A 17401-nucleotide genomic window follows, 5' to 3' on the forward strand; every position below is an offset into this window, starting at 1 on the left:
TCGATGCCCAACTTGCTGAGGCTCGAATCCCTGCGGGCACAAGTCGTTCACGTCGCCTAGCGCGCCGTCGTCGCCGATAATTTTAATACTTCAGCCCGGCGATTGCGAGGACGCCGGGCTGAGCGGCCCCGATAAGAAGCATAAGCTCAAAGAGGTCGTTCACGGAGGCGCCCAAAAAAGTGGTCAACACCCCGGGCACATAGCGAGGAATAATAAGAAAGGAACTTAGTTATGGGTATTTTTTCCCGCCTGACAGACATTGTTAATTCAAACATTAATTCGATTCTTGATCGGGCTGAAGATCCGGAGAAAATCATCCGTATGGTTATCCAGGAAATGGAAGATACACTTGTTGAAGTACGTTCCAGTGCTGCCAAGTCTATCGCGGACCAGAAAGATGTAGAACGCCGACTTAAGAAGCTTGATAAAGCACAAGCTGATTGGGAAAAGAAAGCCGAACTAGCAATTTCCAAAGGTCGCGATGATCTTGCGAAAGGCGCTCTTATTGAAAAGGCCAAAGTAGCTGATATGGCTGCCCACCTTCAAGAAGAGGTTACTCAACTAGCCGAAGCGCTTACACGTAACGAGGAAGACGTTGTTAAGCTTGAAGGTAAACTTCGTGAAGCACGCGCCAAGAAAGCAACACTTCAAGCGCGCCATAAAACAGCCTCTGCTCAGGTTCGCGTGAAAAAGAACCTTCACGATGGTCGCATCCAGGACGCATTTGATCGCTTTGATAAAGTAGATGCTCGTCTTGACCGTATTGAAGCTGAAGCTGAAGCGATGGATCTCGGCAAAACACAAACACTGGCTGAAGAAATCGCCGGCCTAGAAGCTGACGACGACATCGAAAAAGAGCTTGAAGCACTGAAAGCAAAAGCATCATCGGGGGCAAACGATAATAAGGCAGCTCCAAAGAAAAAAGCGGCGTCGAAATAATCGGCGCCCCTCCGGGTCAAAAAAATAAAACATAGGGAACCCTGACAATGGATGAAGCCATTCCAATAATGATAATTCTGTTTGTGATTTTACCGTGGATTATCTTCCACTACATCACAAAATGGAAAGCAATGAAGGGCATTTCGCCAGAAGATGAAGCTTCTTTCTCAGACTTGAGAACTTCAGCAGACCGTCTTGAGGAACGCTTGCGCACAATGGAGCGTATTATGGATGATGAAATACCGGACTGGAGGAGCCGTCATCATGAGAAGTTTTGATCACAGACCAACCAAACTTTATAAAATCCCGCAGCGTGGACGTGTTGCAGGTGTATGTGCCGGAGTTGCTGATTACCTAGATATCAGCACAGGTGCCGTAAGGTTTATGACAGTTGTTCTGGCGCTTTTCACTTCCATAATTCCAGCTTTGATCATCTACGCAATACTTGCGATGGTCTTGGACGCAAAACCATATGACCTTTACGAGGATGAGCAAGAAGAAGAATTCTGGAAACAAACACGTAAAGCACCGGATTATACAGCAGCAGAACTACGTCGCCGCTTCCGGGATATAGAGCGCCGCACAACAGATATGGAAGCTTACATGACCAGCAAACGCTTCCGCCTAGAGCGCGAGTTCCAAAAACTAGAAGACTAAAAATCTTCATACACAGAAAAAGGGCAGTGATTTCACTGCCCTTTTTCTTTTTACCTTTATGAAGCCGCTGCTATCCGCGCCTCTTCTTCTTCCAGGGCCTTCGCATAAGCTTTCCGCCCCCAGAGATAAAAACCGATACTAAGCGGTGTTGCCGTTGCAGCGAGTAGTGCCATCGAATAATTCAGCATCATCTCATCGCCGAACAAGCTATCTGTGAAGAACCCCAAAAGGAATGGTCCTGCGCCATATCCAATAATACTGGTACACAGCACATACATGGCAATAATCTGACCACGCATTTGGTTTGGCGTAATAAGCTGAAGGCTTGCGTAAGCTACGCCCGACGGCAGGTTAATGAAGAAGTTTGCAAACCCAAGAAGCACCCAAACCGTTGTAGTGTTTTCCACAAAAGGAAGCACTAATGACGGAATGCCATATCCAAGCGGCGCAACCAGCAGTGCGATAACATGCGCATCTTTTCGGCCCATTTTGTAGAGCTTATCCGCTATAAAACCGCCGAGCAGCAAACCGCCGGTTCCTGTAAATATTGAGATAGTACCAAAAGTCGTACCAACCTCTGCTGGACCAACACCGTGGAACCGGTCAAAGAAAAGCGCAAGAAAAGTAACGCTACCGAACCCAAGGGCTGCGTTAAAGGACACTCCCAGACATATGCTGGAGTATGCTCTAAAACGCTGCTTTACGTGCCCCCAAACCTCCTTTACTGGAATGGCCTTCGCATCACCTGACAAACCCTTACGCTCAGGCTCCTTGATTGTGAACACCAGAAGCGTAAGCAATATGCCCGGCAGACCAACCATAAGGAACACCTTCTGCCAGCCAGTAAGCAGGCCAAACCCTGGTACCGAGATATCAGGCATAGAACCAGCGAGCGCAATCACCTGCCCGCCCACAATAAAGGCGAGTGCGGAGCCAACAGGAATCCCCATCGAGTAAACAGAAAGCGCCGTTGCCAACCGCTCCTTTGGAAAACTATCTGCAAGCAGTGAATTAGCAGCAGGCGCAAGCGTTGCTTCACCAACACCAACACCGATACGGAGGAGGAAAAGCTGGCCAAAGCTTCGCGCAAGCGATGACGCTGCTGTCATCAAGCTCCACACAAATAGCCCCACCGCAATTAAGCCCCGACGGGATCGAGTATCCGCGATTCTCGCGCAAAACAGGCCAAAAACAGTGTAAAACACCGCAAATGCAAAACCTGTAAGCAAGCCAAATTCCGTATCGGAAATCTGGAAATCTGCTTTAATTGATGAACCAAGCAAGCCAAGAATTTGGCGATCAATAAAAGAAAAAGTATAGATAAGTAGCAGAAGGGCCACCATATACCAGGCATAAGCCGGGCGTGGGTAACCGTTAGATTGGTCTGACATAAGCGCTCCCCTCGCTATCAAATCGAGACTATACAGAGAATTAGCTCTTTTCTTATTGTAGCCAATTCTATAGAGGTCGTGAGCATTAGGTTGGATGAATGACCAAACTGTCAAGGCCTCTTGTTGCGTAACTATATTGGAATAAACCATGTCGCTTGAAAATACAACGATCGTTGAAATTTTGGATACTTTTGAATTCCTCGATGATTGGGAAGAGCGCTATAAATATATTATCGACCTAGGGAAAAAGCTTACACCGCTAGCCCCAGAAGAAATGGTTGATGAAAATAAGGTTCGTGGTTGCCAAAGCCAGGTGTGGCTTGTTGCAGAAACAGATGCTGACGGCAAAATTCACCTACGCGGTGATAGCGATGCCTTCATTGTAAAAGGCTTGGTTGCTGTAGTTCTTCTAATTTTCTCTGGCAAGACTGCCGCTGAAATTCAAGCAACAAATGCTAAAGAAATTCTGGATCAAATGGGCCTTTCCGCCCACCTATCCCCTCTTCGCGCCAATGGCCTTTTCTCCATGGTGGAGCGCATCGAACGCATGGCTGCATAATCCAGACACAAAAAAAGGGGCCAATCGGCCCCTTCTGTTCTTCAAGCGCATCCGCTTTAATCTTTATATTTCTCAAACCAGGCCAGAATATTACCAACCTTCTGCGCCAGATTACTTGGCTTAGCAGCAATTCCGTGGCCAACGCCTGGTACACGCACCATAACCGTATCCACGCCCTGAAGTTTAAGCGCCTGATAATATTGTTCAGTTTCAGACATAGGCGTGCGGTAGTCATTCTCACCTGTCAGCAACATTGTTGGTGTTGTCACGTTACCAACAAGCGATAGCGGCGAACGTTCCCAATAGTGGGTCGGGATGTTCCACGGCATATCAGGGAACCAGTACTGCGTGAAAAACGGGCTAAAATCAGCGGTAAGAACAAAGCTAGCCCAGTTAATCACAGGCTTTGCAACAACAGCAGCCTTGAACCGTTTGGTTTTACCGACAATCCATGATGTAAGCACACCACCGCCAGAACCACCAGTTACATACAGCTTATCTTCATCAACTACGCCGCTTGCGATTAAACCATCTACAGAATCCATCAGATCGTTATAGTCAGATGCTGGATATTTATGGTGGATTTCATTGGCGAACTCTTCACCGTATGATGTACTGCCCCGCGGGTTTGTCCAAAGCACAACATACCCAGCGGCTGCATAAAGCTGAACCTCCGCACTGAACTGCGGACCATAAGCTGCATGTGGGCCACCATGAATTTCAAGGATAAGCGGATATTTTTTGTTCGGATCAAAGTTCGCAGGCTTTGCAATCCATCCCTGTACCGTAAGGCCATCAAGGCTCGACTGAACGGTGAACTCCTCAACAGTTGCCATACCTTTGCCCGCGAGAATATCACCATTGAGGTTGGTAAGTGATGTAACACGGCCAATACGGTCTACAACCGCCAGATCAGCGGGACGGTCAGTTTCGCTACGCGTAAACACCACGCGGCCATCACCCACTGCGCGGAAATCACCGCTTGTATAGGGGCGACCAAGTGTAGTGCCGCCAACAGCATTTGTCAGAATACGGCTACCACCAGCAAGTGTGGCGTACCCAACAAGCCGTTTGCCTTCATTATCATAAGAATAATAGACCCCCTGACTATCCGGCGCCCACTGAACCCCTTGAATATTCCGATCCAGCAGTGTTGTAAATTCCTGCACACCACTGCCGTCCACATTCATAATATGCAGCGCTGCATTTTGGTGTGAAAGCTTTTTATCTTCAAAGCTCGTGAAAGCGATCTTGGAACCATCTGGAGAAATTACCGGGTTACCGTCTGGTCCTGAACGCGTTGTTAGCTGCGTTAGGTCACCACTATTTACATCCACCCGGTAAAGATCAGCTTCCCGTGGGTTCAGTTCCCAGTTTTCAGTACGGTTCGCGGAAAAAATAATACTGCCGCTATCAGGCATCCACGCAAGGCTACCGCCATTATTAAATTCGCCTTTGGTAATTTGGCGAGGTGTGCCACCATCCGCCGGCACCACAAAAACCTGGGTATAACCACTTGGCAGGAAGCCTTGTCCATCCGCTCGGTATGTTACTTTATCAATAACCTTCGCATTTCCTGCCCACTTAGCACCCTTAGGTTTTGCCGGCAGAGTGAACAGCGGTTTGTTTTTCTTGGGCACGAACATGGTGAAGGCAATTGACTTGCCATCAGGTGACCAGCTTAAATTACCCGGGCCATATTGAAGATCAGTAACACGTGCTGTCTCACCACTATCGAGCCAGCGCACATAAATCTGGTTTTTACCTTCAACGCTAGAAACATAAGCCATACGGGTACCATCAGGCGAAAAACGCGGCATCCGGTACTGCGCTTTGCCAGACAATAGAGGGCGATGCTCTGTACCGTCTAAATTCACCATCCAGATATTAGACCGCATACCGTCTGTCATAATATCCATAGAACGGCGTTCATAGACTACAGCCTCGCCATTTGGTGTGATGCGCGGCCCTGTTGCATATTCCAGATTAAAAATATCTTCGTATGAGAATTTTTCTTCCTGCGCCTGAACATTCAGCGACGCAGCCGCTAATACTGTCCCAAGCAGTAACTTAAACCGTTTCATGAATATCTCCCCGTGTGTTTAAAGCACCCTAGCAAAGAGAACGGCGGATGCAAGCCAACAAAACCTATGGTTTGTGCACAATTTATTCATACTTACCCATTTAAAGTGACTAAGGTGGTGATAATCAGTATATTTCTATAATCAATTCCATGCTCTTGGGGGGTTTATGTCCGGGTTACTTGAAGAAACCAGAAAAGAACGTGAACGGTTTGTGGCCTTTGCTTTTGCTGCAGCCGAGATCTTTCTGGAACTGGACAATACAGGAAAGATTCTATTTGCTGGCGGCGCATCTGATCGCATCACACCACAAGGTAAAAGCCTTATTGGGGAAAGCATCGACAGCATCGTGGATAAAGATGATATCGATATCTATCATGCCCTTGTCACCCATCTGAGTCACAAAGGTCGTATCGGGCCTTTACCACTTCGCTTCAATACAAACGACAATAGATCAATTGCGCTGCGCGCCTTTGCACTGAATATGCCACAGCAAGAAGGTACTCATACCTTTCTTGCTTTACGCTCAGCGCCGCTTGGCACGAGTGTAAGCGATAGTGCTGTAGATGAGGAAACTGGCCTTCTCACACAAGATGCCTTTATGGAAATGGCATCCAGCACCATGGCAAGTACCCCAACTTCCAGCAATCTCTATATGACCACCGTGGCTGTTGATGGCCTCGAAGAAGCAAAAGAAAAATTTGGCCCACGATATATGCGGCAACTTCTGAAGCGTGTTGCCGCCCATATGAAAACCCTGTCTGTTGACGGACAGTCCGCAAGCCAGATTGGGGAAAAAGAATTTGCCTTCCTGCACAAGAACAAAGCAGATGGTGAACACCTAACCAATAGCCTTAAATCCGTCGACGAAAACGTAACTCTGACAGCCAGCAGTGCAACGATTTCCGCTGAAGGGGGCGATGTTTCTGAAGATCAGATTTTGAGAACACTTTCCTATATTCTCAATCAATTCTGTAAAGACCCAAAGAATGTTACTTTCGAATCTCTAACTAATGCCTATGAGGACATGGCGGGTGCTGCACAAAAACGTGTCACCAACATGCGCAGCATGATAGAAAGCGGTAACTTCAACATCGCTTTCCAGCCAGTGCTTGATCTGAAAACCGGTGATATTCATCATAACGAAGTACTCTCCCGCTTTAACAACAATATGGGTGATAGCACGCCTCTTGAGGTAATCCGCTTCGCTGAAGATGTTGGCATTATTGAAGAATTCGACATTGCTCTATGCCATAAAGCCATTGATTATATCCGTAAAATGAAAAAGCTGGGAACCCCAGTTACGCTTGCTGTGAACCTGTCCGGGCGTACGCTAGACAGCGGCAGGTTTGTAGATCCTTTGATGAAAACACTTCTGAGTGCAAAAGATATTGCCCACTCACTATTGCTTGAGCTTACCGAAACCACAGGTGTAGAGAATTTTGAAAAGGTCGAAGCAATCCTGAATGACCTGAAAGCAGCCAATTACCGCGTTTGCCTTGATGATTTTGGTGCGGGTGCTGCCGGGTACCAATATCTTAGGGCTTTCAATGTCGATTTTGTAAAAATTGACGGCGCTTACGTTCAAGATATGAATGCGCCAGGTTATCGCCCCACATTCCTGCTTTCTATCGTGAAGCTCTGTAATGATCTGGGCGTAAAAACTATTGGCGAGCACGTAGAGAATAAATTCCAGGCTGAATTCTTGAAAACGCTTGGTGTTGACTTCGGCCAGGGCTATCATTTCGGGAAACCGGATTTCACACCAAGAACAAACCTCTAATTATGACAACATATTATCTTATTGGCAGCATGTTGGTTTGTTGCTTCGTGTACGCCATTGCTGCCTGGAAGCAAAAGCACAAGCAAATAGGTCAGGTTCCTATCGTGCCTTATTACTACTGGCAGTTTTTTGCAATGATGGGGTTTCTAATTCTGGCCGCTAATCTAGTAGCTCATGTAACAGGTATTACATGGGAATCGCCCTTCGGTGGAAGGCGCTAAAAGCTAATAACTTTTAGCTTGCAGGTTCTTCTTCAGCAGCAGCTTCTTCGAGCGAGGTTTCAAACATTTTCATGCCGAAACGTGCATATATCACAGCCCAAAATCTCGACCGAAACAATCTACGCTTCCCTGTTTTACCAACAGAAAGATAAACACCTGAAGGGTGGCGGTGCACATATTTAGCCACCTCCGTAGACTCTTCCAACAACTGATCCTTCACCTTGCTAGACAAGCGTACTCTATGCTTCTGCATTGGCTTATGACGCTGGCGCGGCTTACGTCCCTGTTTAAACCTATACATCTTCAACCAAACAACAAAGACAACAATCCCTATCCCAAGGATCATCATGAAGGTACTTAACAGGTAGATGTAATCAAACTCATCACCCATTTCTATCCGGCTTACTGTTTCATCAAATGCTTGATCAACTGTGAGACTGGAATCGGTCGTCTCGCCCTCTACACGGAAGCTTAGGATGAGGCCATCACGCCTATCGAAACCCGACAAAATCCCGTTACCACCAAAAACACTGACAAACCCATTAGAAGCGACAGTCACCCCATATAATGGGTCACCTGAACATTTCACTTTCAAATCGATCAGATTAGGACGCTGTTGGAAAACCTGATAATCAGTAACCCGAGTACAGCGGTAACGAAAAAGCTGGATAATATCTCGGAGCTGCAATGCGAGGTTTTCCGGTAAAACTCCTCGATTGATGCCAGCATATAGATCAAGCGACATTTGCCTTGGATCAGTTTCATTCAAACCGCTCTGTGCTTGAGCAGATGAAAAACCAACTGATAGAAAACCTGTAAGTATCAATATTCGCAGCAGATTTCGCATAATATTACCCGCTTGTTACCTATAGCCCATTGAAAAACATACCGGTCAACAATGCAATCATTATTCGAGTTTGGAAGAAGCATAAAAAAACGGAACCGCATTCGGGGGAGGACATGCGGTTCCGCGCGACACAGTCAGATCAAGGGAGCTATTAGGCTGTATCAGCAGTATTAGGTTCTCAAACTTATATTAACAACACGTTAAAAAAATATATTCTATGCCTTGTTTTTAGAAAATCTCTCCAAAAAGCATAAAAAATCCCGCCTATTTGAAATAGGCGGAATGTTTAGCTTGAGAAAATTGATCTGATTCTATCTTTAATTTTCTCTCATCTTCAAGGCTGCAATAAATGCACTGTGCGGTATTTCCACCTTACCGTACATACGCATCTTGGCTTTACCCTTCTTCTGTTTCTCAAGGAGCTTTTTCTTACGGGTAATATCACCACCATAACATTTCGCTGTTACATCTTTACGCATAGCGGAAATAGTTTCGCGGGCGATAACCTTGCCGCCGATTGCTGCTTGAATTGGAATCTTAAACAGCTGGCGAGGGATCAGGTCCTTAAGGCGCTCACAAAGCGCACGGCCACGGCTATCTGCCTGCGTGCGGTGCACTAGCATGGAAAGCGCATCCACAGGCTCTGCGTTCACAAGGATAGACATCTTCACAAGGTCTGATTCTTCATAACCGCGAAGCTCATAATCAAAGCTCGCGTAACCACGACTTACAGATTTAAGGCGATCATAGAAGTCATAAACCACTTCGTTGAGCGGTAGTTTATATTTGAGCATTGCACGAGCGCCAACATACGTGAGGTCTTCCTGAATACCGCGCTTGTCTTCACAAAGCTTCAGAACTGTACCCAGATGCTCATCCGGCACAAGGATTGTTGCATCAATCCACGGTTCTTCGATACGGTCAATCTTGGTTACATCAGGCATATCAGCTGGATTATGCAGCTCCACGCGTTCACCGTTCTTCATATAGATATGGTAGATAACGCTTGGGCTTGTGGTGATAAGCTCAATATCAAACTCGCGGTTGATACGCTCTTGAATAATCTCAAGGTGCAACATACCAAGGAAACCACAGCGGAAACCAAAACCAAGCGCTGTAGAGCTTTCGGTTTCAAATTCAAAGCTGGCATCGTTCAGGCGCAATTTCGCCAGCGCTTCCTTAAGGGCTTCATATTCAGACGTATCCGCAGGGAACAGACCACAGAATACTACAGAACGGCTTGGCTGGAAGCCCGGCAGCGCCTCTTTACACGGCACTTTAATATCCGTAATCGTGTCACCTACGTGAGTGTCAGCCACTTCTTTGATAGACGCTGTAATAAAGCCTACTTCACCCGGGCCAAGTTCCGGCACCATCACACCTTTTGGTGTGAACACGCCAACGCGGTCAATTTTATGCTCACTATCAGCTGCGAGCATTTTAATGGTCTGGCCTTTTTTGATGGTGCCGTCGATCACACGCACAAGAACCATCACACCCAGATAACTATCGTACCAGCTATCCACCAGCATGGCTTTAAGAGGCGCGTTCGGGTCGCCCTCAGGCGCAGGCAAGCGTTCAACGATACCGTCGAGAACCTCTTCAATACCAATCCCCGATTTCGCAGAACACTCAATAGCTTCAGAGGCATCAATACCAATCACATCTTCAATCTGTGTACGCACACGTTCTGGCTCAGCGGCAGGCAGATCGATCTTATTAAGAACGGGCACGATATCATGATCATTTTCAATGGCCTGATACACGTTTGCCAGTGTCTGCGCTTCCACACCCTGGCTGGCATCTACCACAAGCAGTGAACCCTCACAGGCAGAAAGACAGCGGCTTACCTCATAGGCGAAATCCACGTGACCCGGCGTGTCCATCAGGTTCAGAACATATATCTCACCATCTTTCGCGCGGTATTCAAGGCGCACTGTTTGCGCCTTAATTGTAATACCCCGCTCGCGCTCAATATCCATGGAATCAAGCACCTGCTGCTTCATTTCGCGATCTTCAAGAGCACCTGTGTGCTGGATCAAACGGTCAGCAAGTGTGGATTTTCCGTGGTCAATGTGCGCAACAATTGAGAAGTTGCGAATGTTCTTTAATTCGGTCATGGCCGTTACTTATTACTTTTCTTGTTTTTAACTGCGGCAAACACCGCGCTGTATTATTCAGGCTAACGCTTAATCTGGGATAACCCGGTCCGGCAAACGGTGTTTATCGGCAAATGCCCGGATGTTAATAAGCACTTTTTCGCCCATTGCAACCCGCGCCTCTATTGTAGCAGAACCCATATGCGGCAGCAGCACTACATTTTCAAGCTCAAGTAGCTTTGGATTAATGGTTGGTTCTTCCTCAAACACATCAAGGCCAGCACCAGCAATTCGGCCCACTTCAATAAGATCAGCGAGCGCTTCCTCATCCACCACTTCACCACGGGCAGTATTAATCACAATCGCATGCGGCTGCAGCTTCTTAAGGCGTGCGCGATTAAGAAGACGGAACGTTTCATCTGTAAGTGGGCAATTGATAGAGATGAAATCCATACGGCTCAGCATCTCATCCAAGTCTTCCCAGTATGTTGCTTCAAGCTCACCTTCAATCTGCTCAGGCAAGCGTGAACGCTTATGATAATGAACAGCCATATTAAAGGCTTTAGCGCGCCTTGCCACCGCCTGACCAATACGGCCCATACCAATAATACCAAGGCGTTTACCTTGAATACGGTGCCCCATAAGGAATGTCGGGGTCCAGCCACTCCAATCACCAGCACGAAGGATTTTTTCACCTTCAAAAATGCGGCGCGGTACTGACAAGAGAAGCGCCATAGTAAGATCAGCCGTATCTTCAGTGAGTACGCCCGGTGTGTTTGTAACCGCGATACCTTTTTCTTTGGCAGCGGCCATATCAATATGATCCACGCCAGCGCCAAAGTTAGCTATCAATTTCAGTTGGTCACCAGCCGCGGCCAAAACCTCTGCACTGATAGAATCAGTTACGGTTGGCACAAGCACATCTGCTTCAGCAACAGCGGCTTTAAGCTGCTCTTCCGTTAAGGGCTTATCTGCCAAATTCAGCGTTACATCAAATAGTTCAGCCATCCGCGTTTCAATGCTGTCTGGCAGCTTGCGCGTTACAATTACCTTAGGCCGAATACGGTTTCCTGTTTGACTCATGATGCAAAATAACCTTTTCTGTCGAGCGAGAAAAGCGCTCGAGCACAGACTTAAGGCTTCTGTACCAGAAGGGAGCGCTTGTTTCAAACGCCAAGCGAGGGGGAATCGCGGTTATGAGGCATTTTGTTATACTTGTGGTGTGTTTATGCGCCTTTTCAATAACAGGAACCAGTTTCGCCCAGAATGTGGGCGCAAGCGGAAATCCATTGCCGCGGTTTGTTTCCATGAATGCAACAGAAGCTAACATGCGCACTGGGCCGGGCCGCCAATATCCCATCATGTGGGTATATAAACGGAAATATCTACCGCTTGAGGTGGTGGATGAGAAAGGCCCATGGCGAAAAGTAACAGACCATGAAGGTTCAACGGGCTGGATTCATCGCGCCCTCCTTTCAGGCCGCCGTACCGCTATGATGATGGGTGGCAAAAAATCACTATTCCGCAGCAAAGACACTAATTCCCAACTCGCTATTACAGCTGAAGAAAATGTAGTCGGTCATATCATTGAATGTGCAGATGATTGGTGCCAACTGGAAATCGAAGGTACAAAGGGCTGGATTGAACGTCATCACCTGTGGGGCGTATATAGCCGCGAAGTGATTAATTAAGCCTTTTATACCCCTATTAGGTTCACAAGATTTATTCAGATAATGGTCTGAAATTTCTTTCTTGAATATTTTATGTAAGCACTTATATAATTTCTTATCCTACCTGACAGTGAGGAGTTTGCGTATATGTCACAGGAAGAAATTTATCTGGAGCTTGGGATCGGCACCCGTATCAGACGGCTTTATGAAGCTATGTCCGCTGATGCTGATAAACTTTATGAAGAAGCCGGACTTAATTTTCGTGTGAGTTACTTCTATGTGATATATGCGCTTGCACTGCGCGGTGCGATGCCTATCGCAGATATCGCGAAGCTCGCAGGCTTCAGCCATTCTGCTGTTAGCCAAACAGTGAAGAAACTGATTGCTGAAGATTTAGTAGAAACTGATGCCACCTCAGACGGGCGTCAAAAGCTCGTAGCACTTTCTGCAAGAGGCAAACAACTTGCCGATGATTTGCGCCCTTATTGGCAAGCATTAGAGGCCAGTATGAAAGATGTAATGGAGGAAGCAAACATCAGTCTCCTCAACGCCATCTGCCGTACTGAAGAAGTTTATAACCAGAAAAGCCTTTATGATCGGGCCAAAGAAAAACTCGCCGCAGATACCAATGACGTAAGCTTTTCCATTGAACCCTACAGTGCCAACCACAAACAAGCTTTCTATGATTTCAATGTTGCGTGGTTGAAGAAATATTTCGTAGTAGAACCAATCGATGAAAAAGTGCTCTCTCAACCTGAAGAATATATTCTCAGTAAAGGTGGAGAGATATTTTTCGCTGTCGATAAAGGCAAGGCTATTGGCTGTGTAGCGATGAAACCGACGGGTGACGGTGTTTTTGAACTTACCAAACTGGCGGTTGACCCAACCCTTCATAAAGGCGGTGTTGGTACAGCTTTATGTAACAAAGTAATTGAGCGCTTTCAGGCACGCGCTGGCAACAAGCTATTCCTTGAAACCAACACCCTGCTAGAGCCTGCAATCCGTATCTATAAACGTATTGGGTTTGTAGAACTGCCTAGCCCTTTTGAAAGCCCTTATGAACGAGCCAATTACTATATGGAATGGCGAGAGGACGCATAGATGACTGGCCGCATTATTTCCTATGACCCGAAATACAAACAAGCTTTCTATGACATCACCATGGCGTGGCTAGCTAAGGACTTTACCGTTGAACCACAACATACAGAGATGCTTACCAAACCTGAGGAAGTATTGCTGAAAAATGGTGGTGAAGTTTTCTTCGTACTGGAAGGTGATGAAGTTATTGGCACCGTTGGCATGAAAAATCATGGTGATGGTGTTTACGAACTAACAAAGATGGGCGTAACGGACCAAGGCAAAGGGAAAGGTTACGGCCGCTTACTTGGTGAAGCTGTGATTGAACGTTTCAAAACAGTAGGTGGCAAAACCTTATTCCTTGAAAGCAACACTATGCTAACGGCGGCCGTCGCACTCTATAAAAAACTGGGCTTTGAAATGGGTGAACACCCAAACGGCGGTGAATATCTTTGCACCAACTGTTATATGGAATGGCGTGGCGATCATGAAAAGTAATGTAACTATCGCACGGGCTGAAACCGCAGAGGACATCGCAGCTGTTAAACGGATATTCGAAGCGTTTGTTGCTTTCCTGCCTATCGATCTTGGATTTCAGGGGATTGATAGCGAGATGGCAGAGTTCCCAAAGATTTATGAATTTCTTCTTCTGGCAAAGATGGATGATAAACCGCTAGGCGCAGTAGCGCTCAAGAGACACAGCGATGATGTGTGCGAGATGAAGCGCCTTTATGTTTTACCTGAGGCGCAGGGAACAGGCGCAGGACGTGCACTTTGCGACGTGCTGCTTACAGAAGCTAAAAATGAGGGCTATAGTACCATGCTGCTTGATAGCCTGAGGCGTCTGGAAGCAGCTGTTAATCTCTATAAAAAGCTCGGCTTTGAAGAAACAGCCCCTTATAACTTCAACCCAGAAGATGACGTTGTTTATATGAAACGGGCCTTATGACCACCAAGCCTTATACTTTGTTCCAAGCTACAGATAACGATACACAAGCTATTGTTACGCTTCTGAAAGAAAGCTTCAGAGCTGCCTACCCCGACCGGTACCAACCCGCAGACATCGAAGAATATTTTGATCTCAATTATACGGAAGCAAAAGTGGACAGTTGGCTTTCTGCTCCGATTACATCTGTGTGGTTAGCTAAACGGGAACATGATCTGGAAGGTGTTTTTGTGTTTCATGATAAGCCGAGCTTACTAAGCCCGGATACTCCTGCTTTTGAAATTGATAAGCTTTATCTGATGCCCTCAGCCCACGGTACAGGACTGGCGGCAACATTTCTGAAAAAGCTGGAAGAAACAAACAGAGATATAAAACTACATTGGCTGATCGTGGCACAAAAAAATATTCGTGCACAACGCTTTTACGCCAAACATAATTTCAAGATTATGGCTGATGGTCCTAGCCTTGTTGTCGGGCAAGAGCATGCTGCTTCATTCGTGATGCACCGAGAGCTTGGCTAGCCAAAACTCAGTTCATCACTGTCATCATCGTTAGCGGGGCCAGGATTGTTTTTGCCGCTTCTACGTTCCACCGAAACAGGTACATCAACAATGCGCCTGCTAGGACCTGTATAATCTGCAGATCGGACAAAAGGCTGCGGGTGCAGTATGAACGGCTCTGCGATAGTTTCAAATCGTTCAGCATTAAAGGGCTGTGGCAAGATACAAGTTACACCGGCCTGCCGGGCTTCCATTATTTCATTATTTGCTTCAATCAAGTCCATCTGGTCCGTGCTGGACCGGAAAAAGATCACATGAGCCTCAGCCATTGGCCCTTCGCACATACGAATAAAGCGTGCGAAATCTACACCTACTATCAATTTGCGAAGATCTTCATGTGTCGCTAGTAACTGGCCATCTATGACAAAGAGGGAAATCTCTGTCTTCAACATATAATCAATCGCTTCATGCATACAGTCAGCTGTACGCACACGCTTGATACCTTTAGAAATTAAGAATTCACAAACACCTGCTGATAGTTCTGGGGAAGAAACAGCAACAAGCGCATTCAACTCTTCATACGACATTTAAACCACTTTCCAATCACGCAGATTAAGTGTAGCGGCATAATCTTTAGAAACTTTCTCCAATTCCTTAGAATTTTAACTAGTTGAAGAGTGATTATTAAGGTTAACTAGGAAATAAGAAAGTGATTCAAGCCACTTACATGCAAGCGCGAGACCTAAGAATATAATAACATCAGTTAGTTACATGATCAATGAATCCGAGAAAAAAGCTCTTTATACGCTAGAGAAAAAACTAGCAAAATCCACCTGCCGGACAGATAAAACTTTTCTGCAAAATACCTTATCAGATAACTTCAAAGAGTTTGGTTCATCTGGCCGCATTTTCAGTAAAGTTGAGATCATTGACCTACTGACTACTGAATCCAGCTTTACAGACTATGAGTTGGAAGATTTTCAGGCGGTATCTATTGATGAAAAAACCGTACATGTCACCTATTTGATTCCGCCACGCACACTAACAGATGGTACCGCGAGAAAAGGGTCGCTTAGAAGCTCCATATGGTCACGGATAAACGGCGATTGGCAGATCCTTTTTCATCAGGGAACCTTGCGCCCATAAAAAAAGCCCAGTTATTCAACCGGGCTTCTCTACAATATGTTCTGAAGGCTTAATCGCCTGTCATGATACGGTCAACCAGCTGCTTCACTGACGGCACAAACCCGTTCGAGTAGAATGGATCAGAACCAAAACGGAAAGCATTATGACCTGCGAAAAGAAGGTTCTTTTCGATGTTACCATCATGGGCCACGTCTTCGAGTGTTTTCTGAATACAGAAGCTGCGCGGGTCAGCAAGTCGGCCTGTTGAATTCTTCTCATTATCCGCCCAGCTAGAAAAACGGCACTGGCTCAAACAACCAACACAGTCTTTCTGGTCTTTACGGATTTCAGTTGCCTTATCAGCATCCACAAACAAGAGCGTATCATCAGGTGTTTTCATTGCCTGATCGTAACCAGCCGCTACCCAGTTTTCGATTTTCGCTGCATCTTCACCGCGCACGATATATTTCTTACGAGCAACCATTACTTCGGTGTTGAACTCTTCATCTTGCTCGGTGCGGAAGTCTACCTGACGGTCACTACGGCCAACAAGTTCACCAAGGAAGCTGTTCTTAATTGCGCTTGAGAAAAAGCCTGTAGGGCTAAAATTCTGCAAAAGAACATCGCCTGATTTCAGTTCAAGAAGCTTCTTCTTCCAGCGCTCAGAAATCGGGCTTTCTTTCGTAAGGAGCGGACGTGTACCAAATTGGAAAACAATCGGACCAAGTTCTTTGTTATCGATCCAGTCTTTCCATTCTTTCAGGTTCCAAACACCACCCGCCATAATGATCGGCACATGGTCAAGGCCAAGCTTACGCATGATTTTACGTAGCTCTAATACCCGTGGGTACGGATCGCCTGGCTTTGTTGGGTCTTCTGCGTTTGAAAGGCCATTATGGCCACCTGCACGCCAAGGGTCTTCATAAACAACACCCCCCAGAAGGTCAGCCGCGTTTTTATACGCACGGCGCCACAACAGGTTAAAAGCACGGCCTGAAGATACGATTGGATAATAATGCACACCGTATTTTGAAGCCAGTTCGGCCAGCTTAAACGGCATACCTGCACCACAGGTAACCCCGTGGATCATGCCTTTGGTTTTCTCCAGAACGCCATGCAGAATTTTCTGCGCGCCACCTAGTTCCCAAAGCATATTAATATTGATATGACCTTCGCCCTTTGAAATTTCCCAAGCTTTGCGTACCTGATCAATGGTACCTCTAATGGAAAAATCAATCATTTCATTATGGCGATCACGGCGGCTTTTCCCCATGTAATCATGTGGGATTACATTACCGTGTTCATCATATGCGTCTGCGATTACCGCAGAAATAGTGCCAATTCCGCCAGCTGCGGCCCAAGGCCCACTGCTTGCCCCAGTTGAAATGGCAACGCCTTTACCACCTTCGATAAGTGGCAACACCTCTTTACCACCCATACGGATCGAATTAAGGCTAAAACTCATTAAACTCTCCCAAGTTCCCCTGCCCCTCGCAGGAGTAGCTG

General features: G+C 46.5%; 18 protein-coding genes. 11 read left to right on the forward strand and 7 right to left on the reverse strand.

Features of this window, described 5'->3' with window-relative positions:
- Positions 1-231: 231 nt before the first annotated feature.
- From pspA to pspC, 3 genes are read left to right on the forward strand one after another with little or no spacing between them, the layout of a single operon-like run.
- Positions 232-939, forward strand: a complete 708-nt coding sequence (pspA, locus tag MF542_RS07420) for a phage shock protein PspA (RefSeq protein WP_247017532.1) — start codon at positions 232-234, stop codon at positions 937-939.
- A gap of 47 nt (positions 940-986) precedes the next feature.
- Positions 987-1217, forward strand: a complete 231-nt coding sequence (pspB, locus tag MF542_RS07425; protein WP_247017534.1) for an envelope stress response membrane protein PspB — start codon at positions 987-989, stop codon at positions 1215-1217.
- Complete coding sequence (gene pspC / locus MF542_RS07430; RefSeq protein ID WP_247017536.1) at positions 1204-1596, forward strand: envelope stress response membrane protein PspC; 393 nt, start codon at positions 1204-1206, stop codon at positions 1594-1596. The genes pspB and pspC overlap by 14 nt, the downstream gene beginning before the upstream one ends.
- 56 nt (positions 1597-1652) lie before the next feature.
- Here the strand turns inward: pspC and MF542_RS07435 are convergent, their stop codons facing one another.
- Entirely contained in the window at positions 1653-2987 is a 1335-nt protein-coding gene (locus MF542_RS07435) for a spinster family MFS transporter (protein WP_247017538.1), read from the reverse strand.
- A 148-nt stretch (positions 2988-3135) separates the two neighbouring features.
- On the opposite strand from MF542_RS07435, the gene MF542_RS07440 reads away from it, so the two are divergent.
- Positions 3136-3546, forward strand: a complete 411-nt coding sequence (locus MF542_RS07440; protein WP_247017540.1) for a SufE family protein — start codon at positions 3136-3138, stop codon at positions 3544-3546.
- Positions 3547-3602: 56 nt separating this feature from the next.
- On the opposite strand, the gene MF542_RS07445 is transcribed toward MF542_RS07440, so the two are convergent.
- Positions 3603-5630 carry an alpha/beta hydrolase family protein gene (locus tag MF542_RS07445; protein ID WP_247017542.1) on the reverse strand — a complete coding sequence of 676 codons (2028 nt, stop codon included), beginning with the start codon at positions 5628-5630 and terminating at the stop codon, positions 3603-3605.
- A 166-nt stretch (positions 5631-5796) separates the two neighbouring features.
- Here MF542_RS07445 and MF542_RS07450 point away from each other — a divergent pair, with 166 nt between their 5' ends.
- Positions 5797-7410 (forward strand): EAL domain-containing protein, encoded by a 1614-nt coding sequence (locus MF542_RS07450; protein ID WP_247017544.1) that lies wholly within the window; start codon positions 5797-5799, stop codon positions 7408-7410.
- A 234-nt stretch (positions 7411-7644) separates the two neighbouring features.
- Here MF542_RS07450 and MF542_RS07455 read toward each other — a convergent pair whose 3' ends face one another.
- The 3 genes from MF542_RS07455 to MF542_RS07465 all read right to left on the reverse strand — a co-directional run bounded on the left by MF542_RS07455 (position 7645) and on the right by MF542_RS07465 (position 11660).
- A complete protein-coding gene (locus tag MF542_RS07455; RefSeq protein WP_247017546.1) occupies positions 7645-8478 on the reverse strand; it encodes a hypothetical protein in 834 nt (277 codons plus the stop codon).
- A 317-nt stretch (positions 8479-8795) separates the two neighbouring features.
- The gene (gene lepA / locus MF542_RS07460; protein ID WP_247017548.1) at positions 8796-10598 is read right to left on the reverse strand and encodes a translation elongation factor 4; all 1803 of its coding nucleotides are present in this window, start codon (positions 10596-10598) and stop codon (positions 8796-8798) included.
- A gap of 69 nt (positions 10599-10667) precedes the next feature.
- The gene (locus MF542_RS07465; RefSeq protein WP_247017550.1) at positions 10668-11660 is read right to left on the reverse strand and encodes a 2-hydroxyacid dehydrogenase; all 993 of its coding nucleotides are present in this window, start codon (positions 11658-11660) and stop codon (positions 10668-10670) included.
- A gap of 206 nt (positions 11661-11866) precedes the next feature.
- Here MF542_RS07465 and MF542_RS07470 point away from each other — a divergent pair, with 206 nt between their 5' ends.
- The 5 genes from MF542_RS07470 to MF542_RS07490 all read left to right on the forward strand — a co-directional run bounded on the left by MF542_RS07470 (position 11867) and on the right by MF542_RS07490 (position 14791).
- Positions 11867-12268, forward strand: coding sequence for an SH3 domain-containing protein (locus tag MF542_RS07470; RefSeq protein WP_247017552.1), 402 nt, complete (start codon positions 11867-11869; stop codon positions 12266-12268).
- 126 nt (positions 12269-12394) lie between these two features.
- Complete coding sequence (locus MF542_RS07475; protein WP_247017554.1) at positions 12395-13348, forward strand: bifunctional helix-turn-helix transcriptional regulator/GNAT family N-acetyltransferase; 954 nt, start codon at positions 12395-12397, stop codon at positions 13346-13348.
- Positions 13349-13822 carry a GNAT family N-acetyltransferase gene (locus MF542_RS07480; RefSeq protein ID WP_247017556.1) on the forward strand — a complete coding sequence of 158 codons (474 nt, stop codon included), beginning with the start codon at positions 13349-13351 and terminating at the stop codon, positions 13820-13822.
- Positions 13812-14273: a GNAT family N-acetyltransferase gene (locus MF542_RS07485; protein ID WP_247017558.1), complete on the forward strand. Its 462-nt coding sequence runs from the start codon at positions 13812-13814 to the stop codon at positions 14271-14273. Before MF542_RS07480 ends, MF542_RS07485 begins: the two co-directional genes overlap by 11 nt.
- A complete protein-coding gene (locus tag MF542_RS07490) occupies positions 14270-14791 on the forward strand; it encodes a GNAT family N-acetyltransferase (RefSeq protein ID WP_247017560.1) in 522 nt (173 codons plus the stop codon). The genes MF542_RS07485 and MF542_RS07490 overlap by 4 nt, the downstream gene beginning before the upstream one ends.
- Here the strand turns inward: MF542_RS07490 and MF542_RS07495 are convergent.
- Positions 14788-15357, reverse strand: a complete 570-nt coding sequence (locus tag MF542_RS07495) for an ANTAR domain-containing protein (RefSeq protein ID WP_247017562.1) — start codon at positions 15355-15357, stop codon at positions 14788-14790. The two genes, MF542_RS07490 and MF542_RS07495, sit on opposite strands and share 4 nt — an antisense overlap.
- 184 nt (positions 15358-15541) lie before the next feature.
- On the opposite strand from MF542_RS07495, the gene MF542_RS07500 reads away from it, so the two are divergent.
- Entirely contained in the window at positions 15542-15916 is a 375-nt protein-coding gene (locus MF542_RS07500; RefSeq protein WP_247017564.1) for a nuclear transport factor 2 family protein, read from the forward strand.
- 49 nt (positions 15917-15965) lie between these two features.
- Here the strand turns inward: MF542_RS07500 and MF542_RS07505 are convergent, their stop codons facing one another.
- On the reverse strand, positions 15966-17360 hold the full coding sequence (locus MF542_RS07505; protein WP_247017566.1) for an NAD(P)H-dependent flavin oxidoreductase: 1395 nt from the start codon (positions 17358-17360) through the stop codon (positions 15966-15968).
- Positions 17361-17401 lie beyond the last annotated feature (41 nt).

Source organism: Kordiimonas laminariae, assembly GCF_023008165.1.
GTDB classification, from domain to species: Bacteria; Pseudomonadota; Alphaproteobacteria; order Sphingomonadales; family Kordiimonadaceae; genus Kordiimonas; species Kordiimonas laminariae.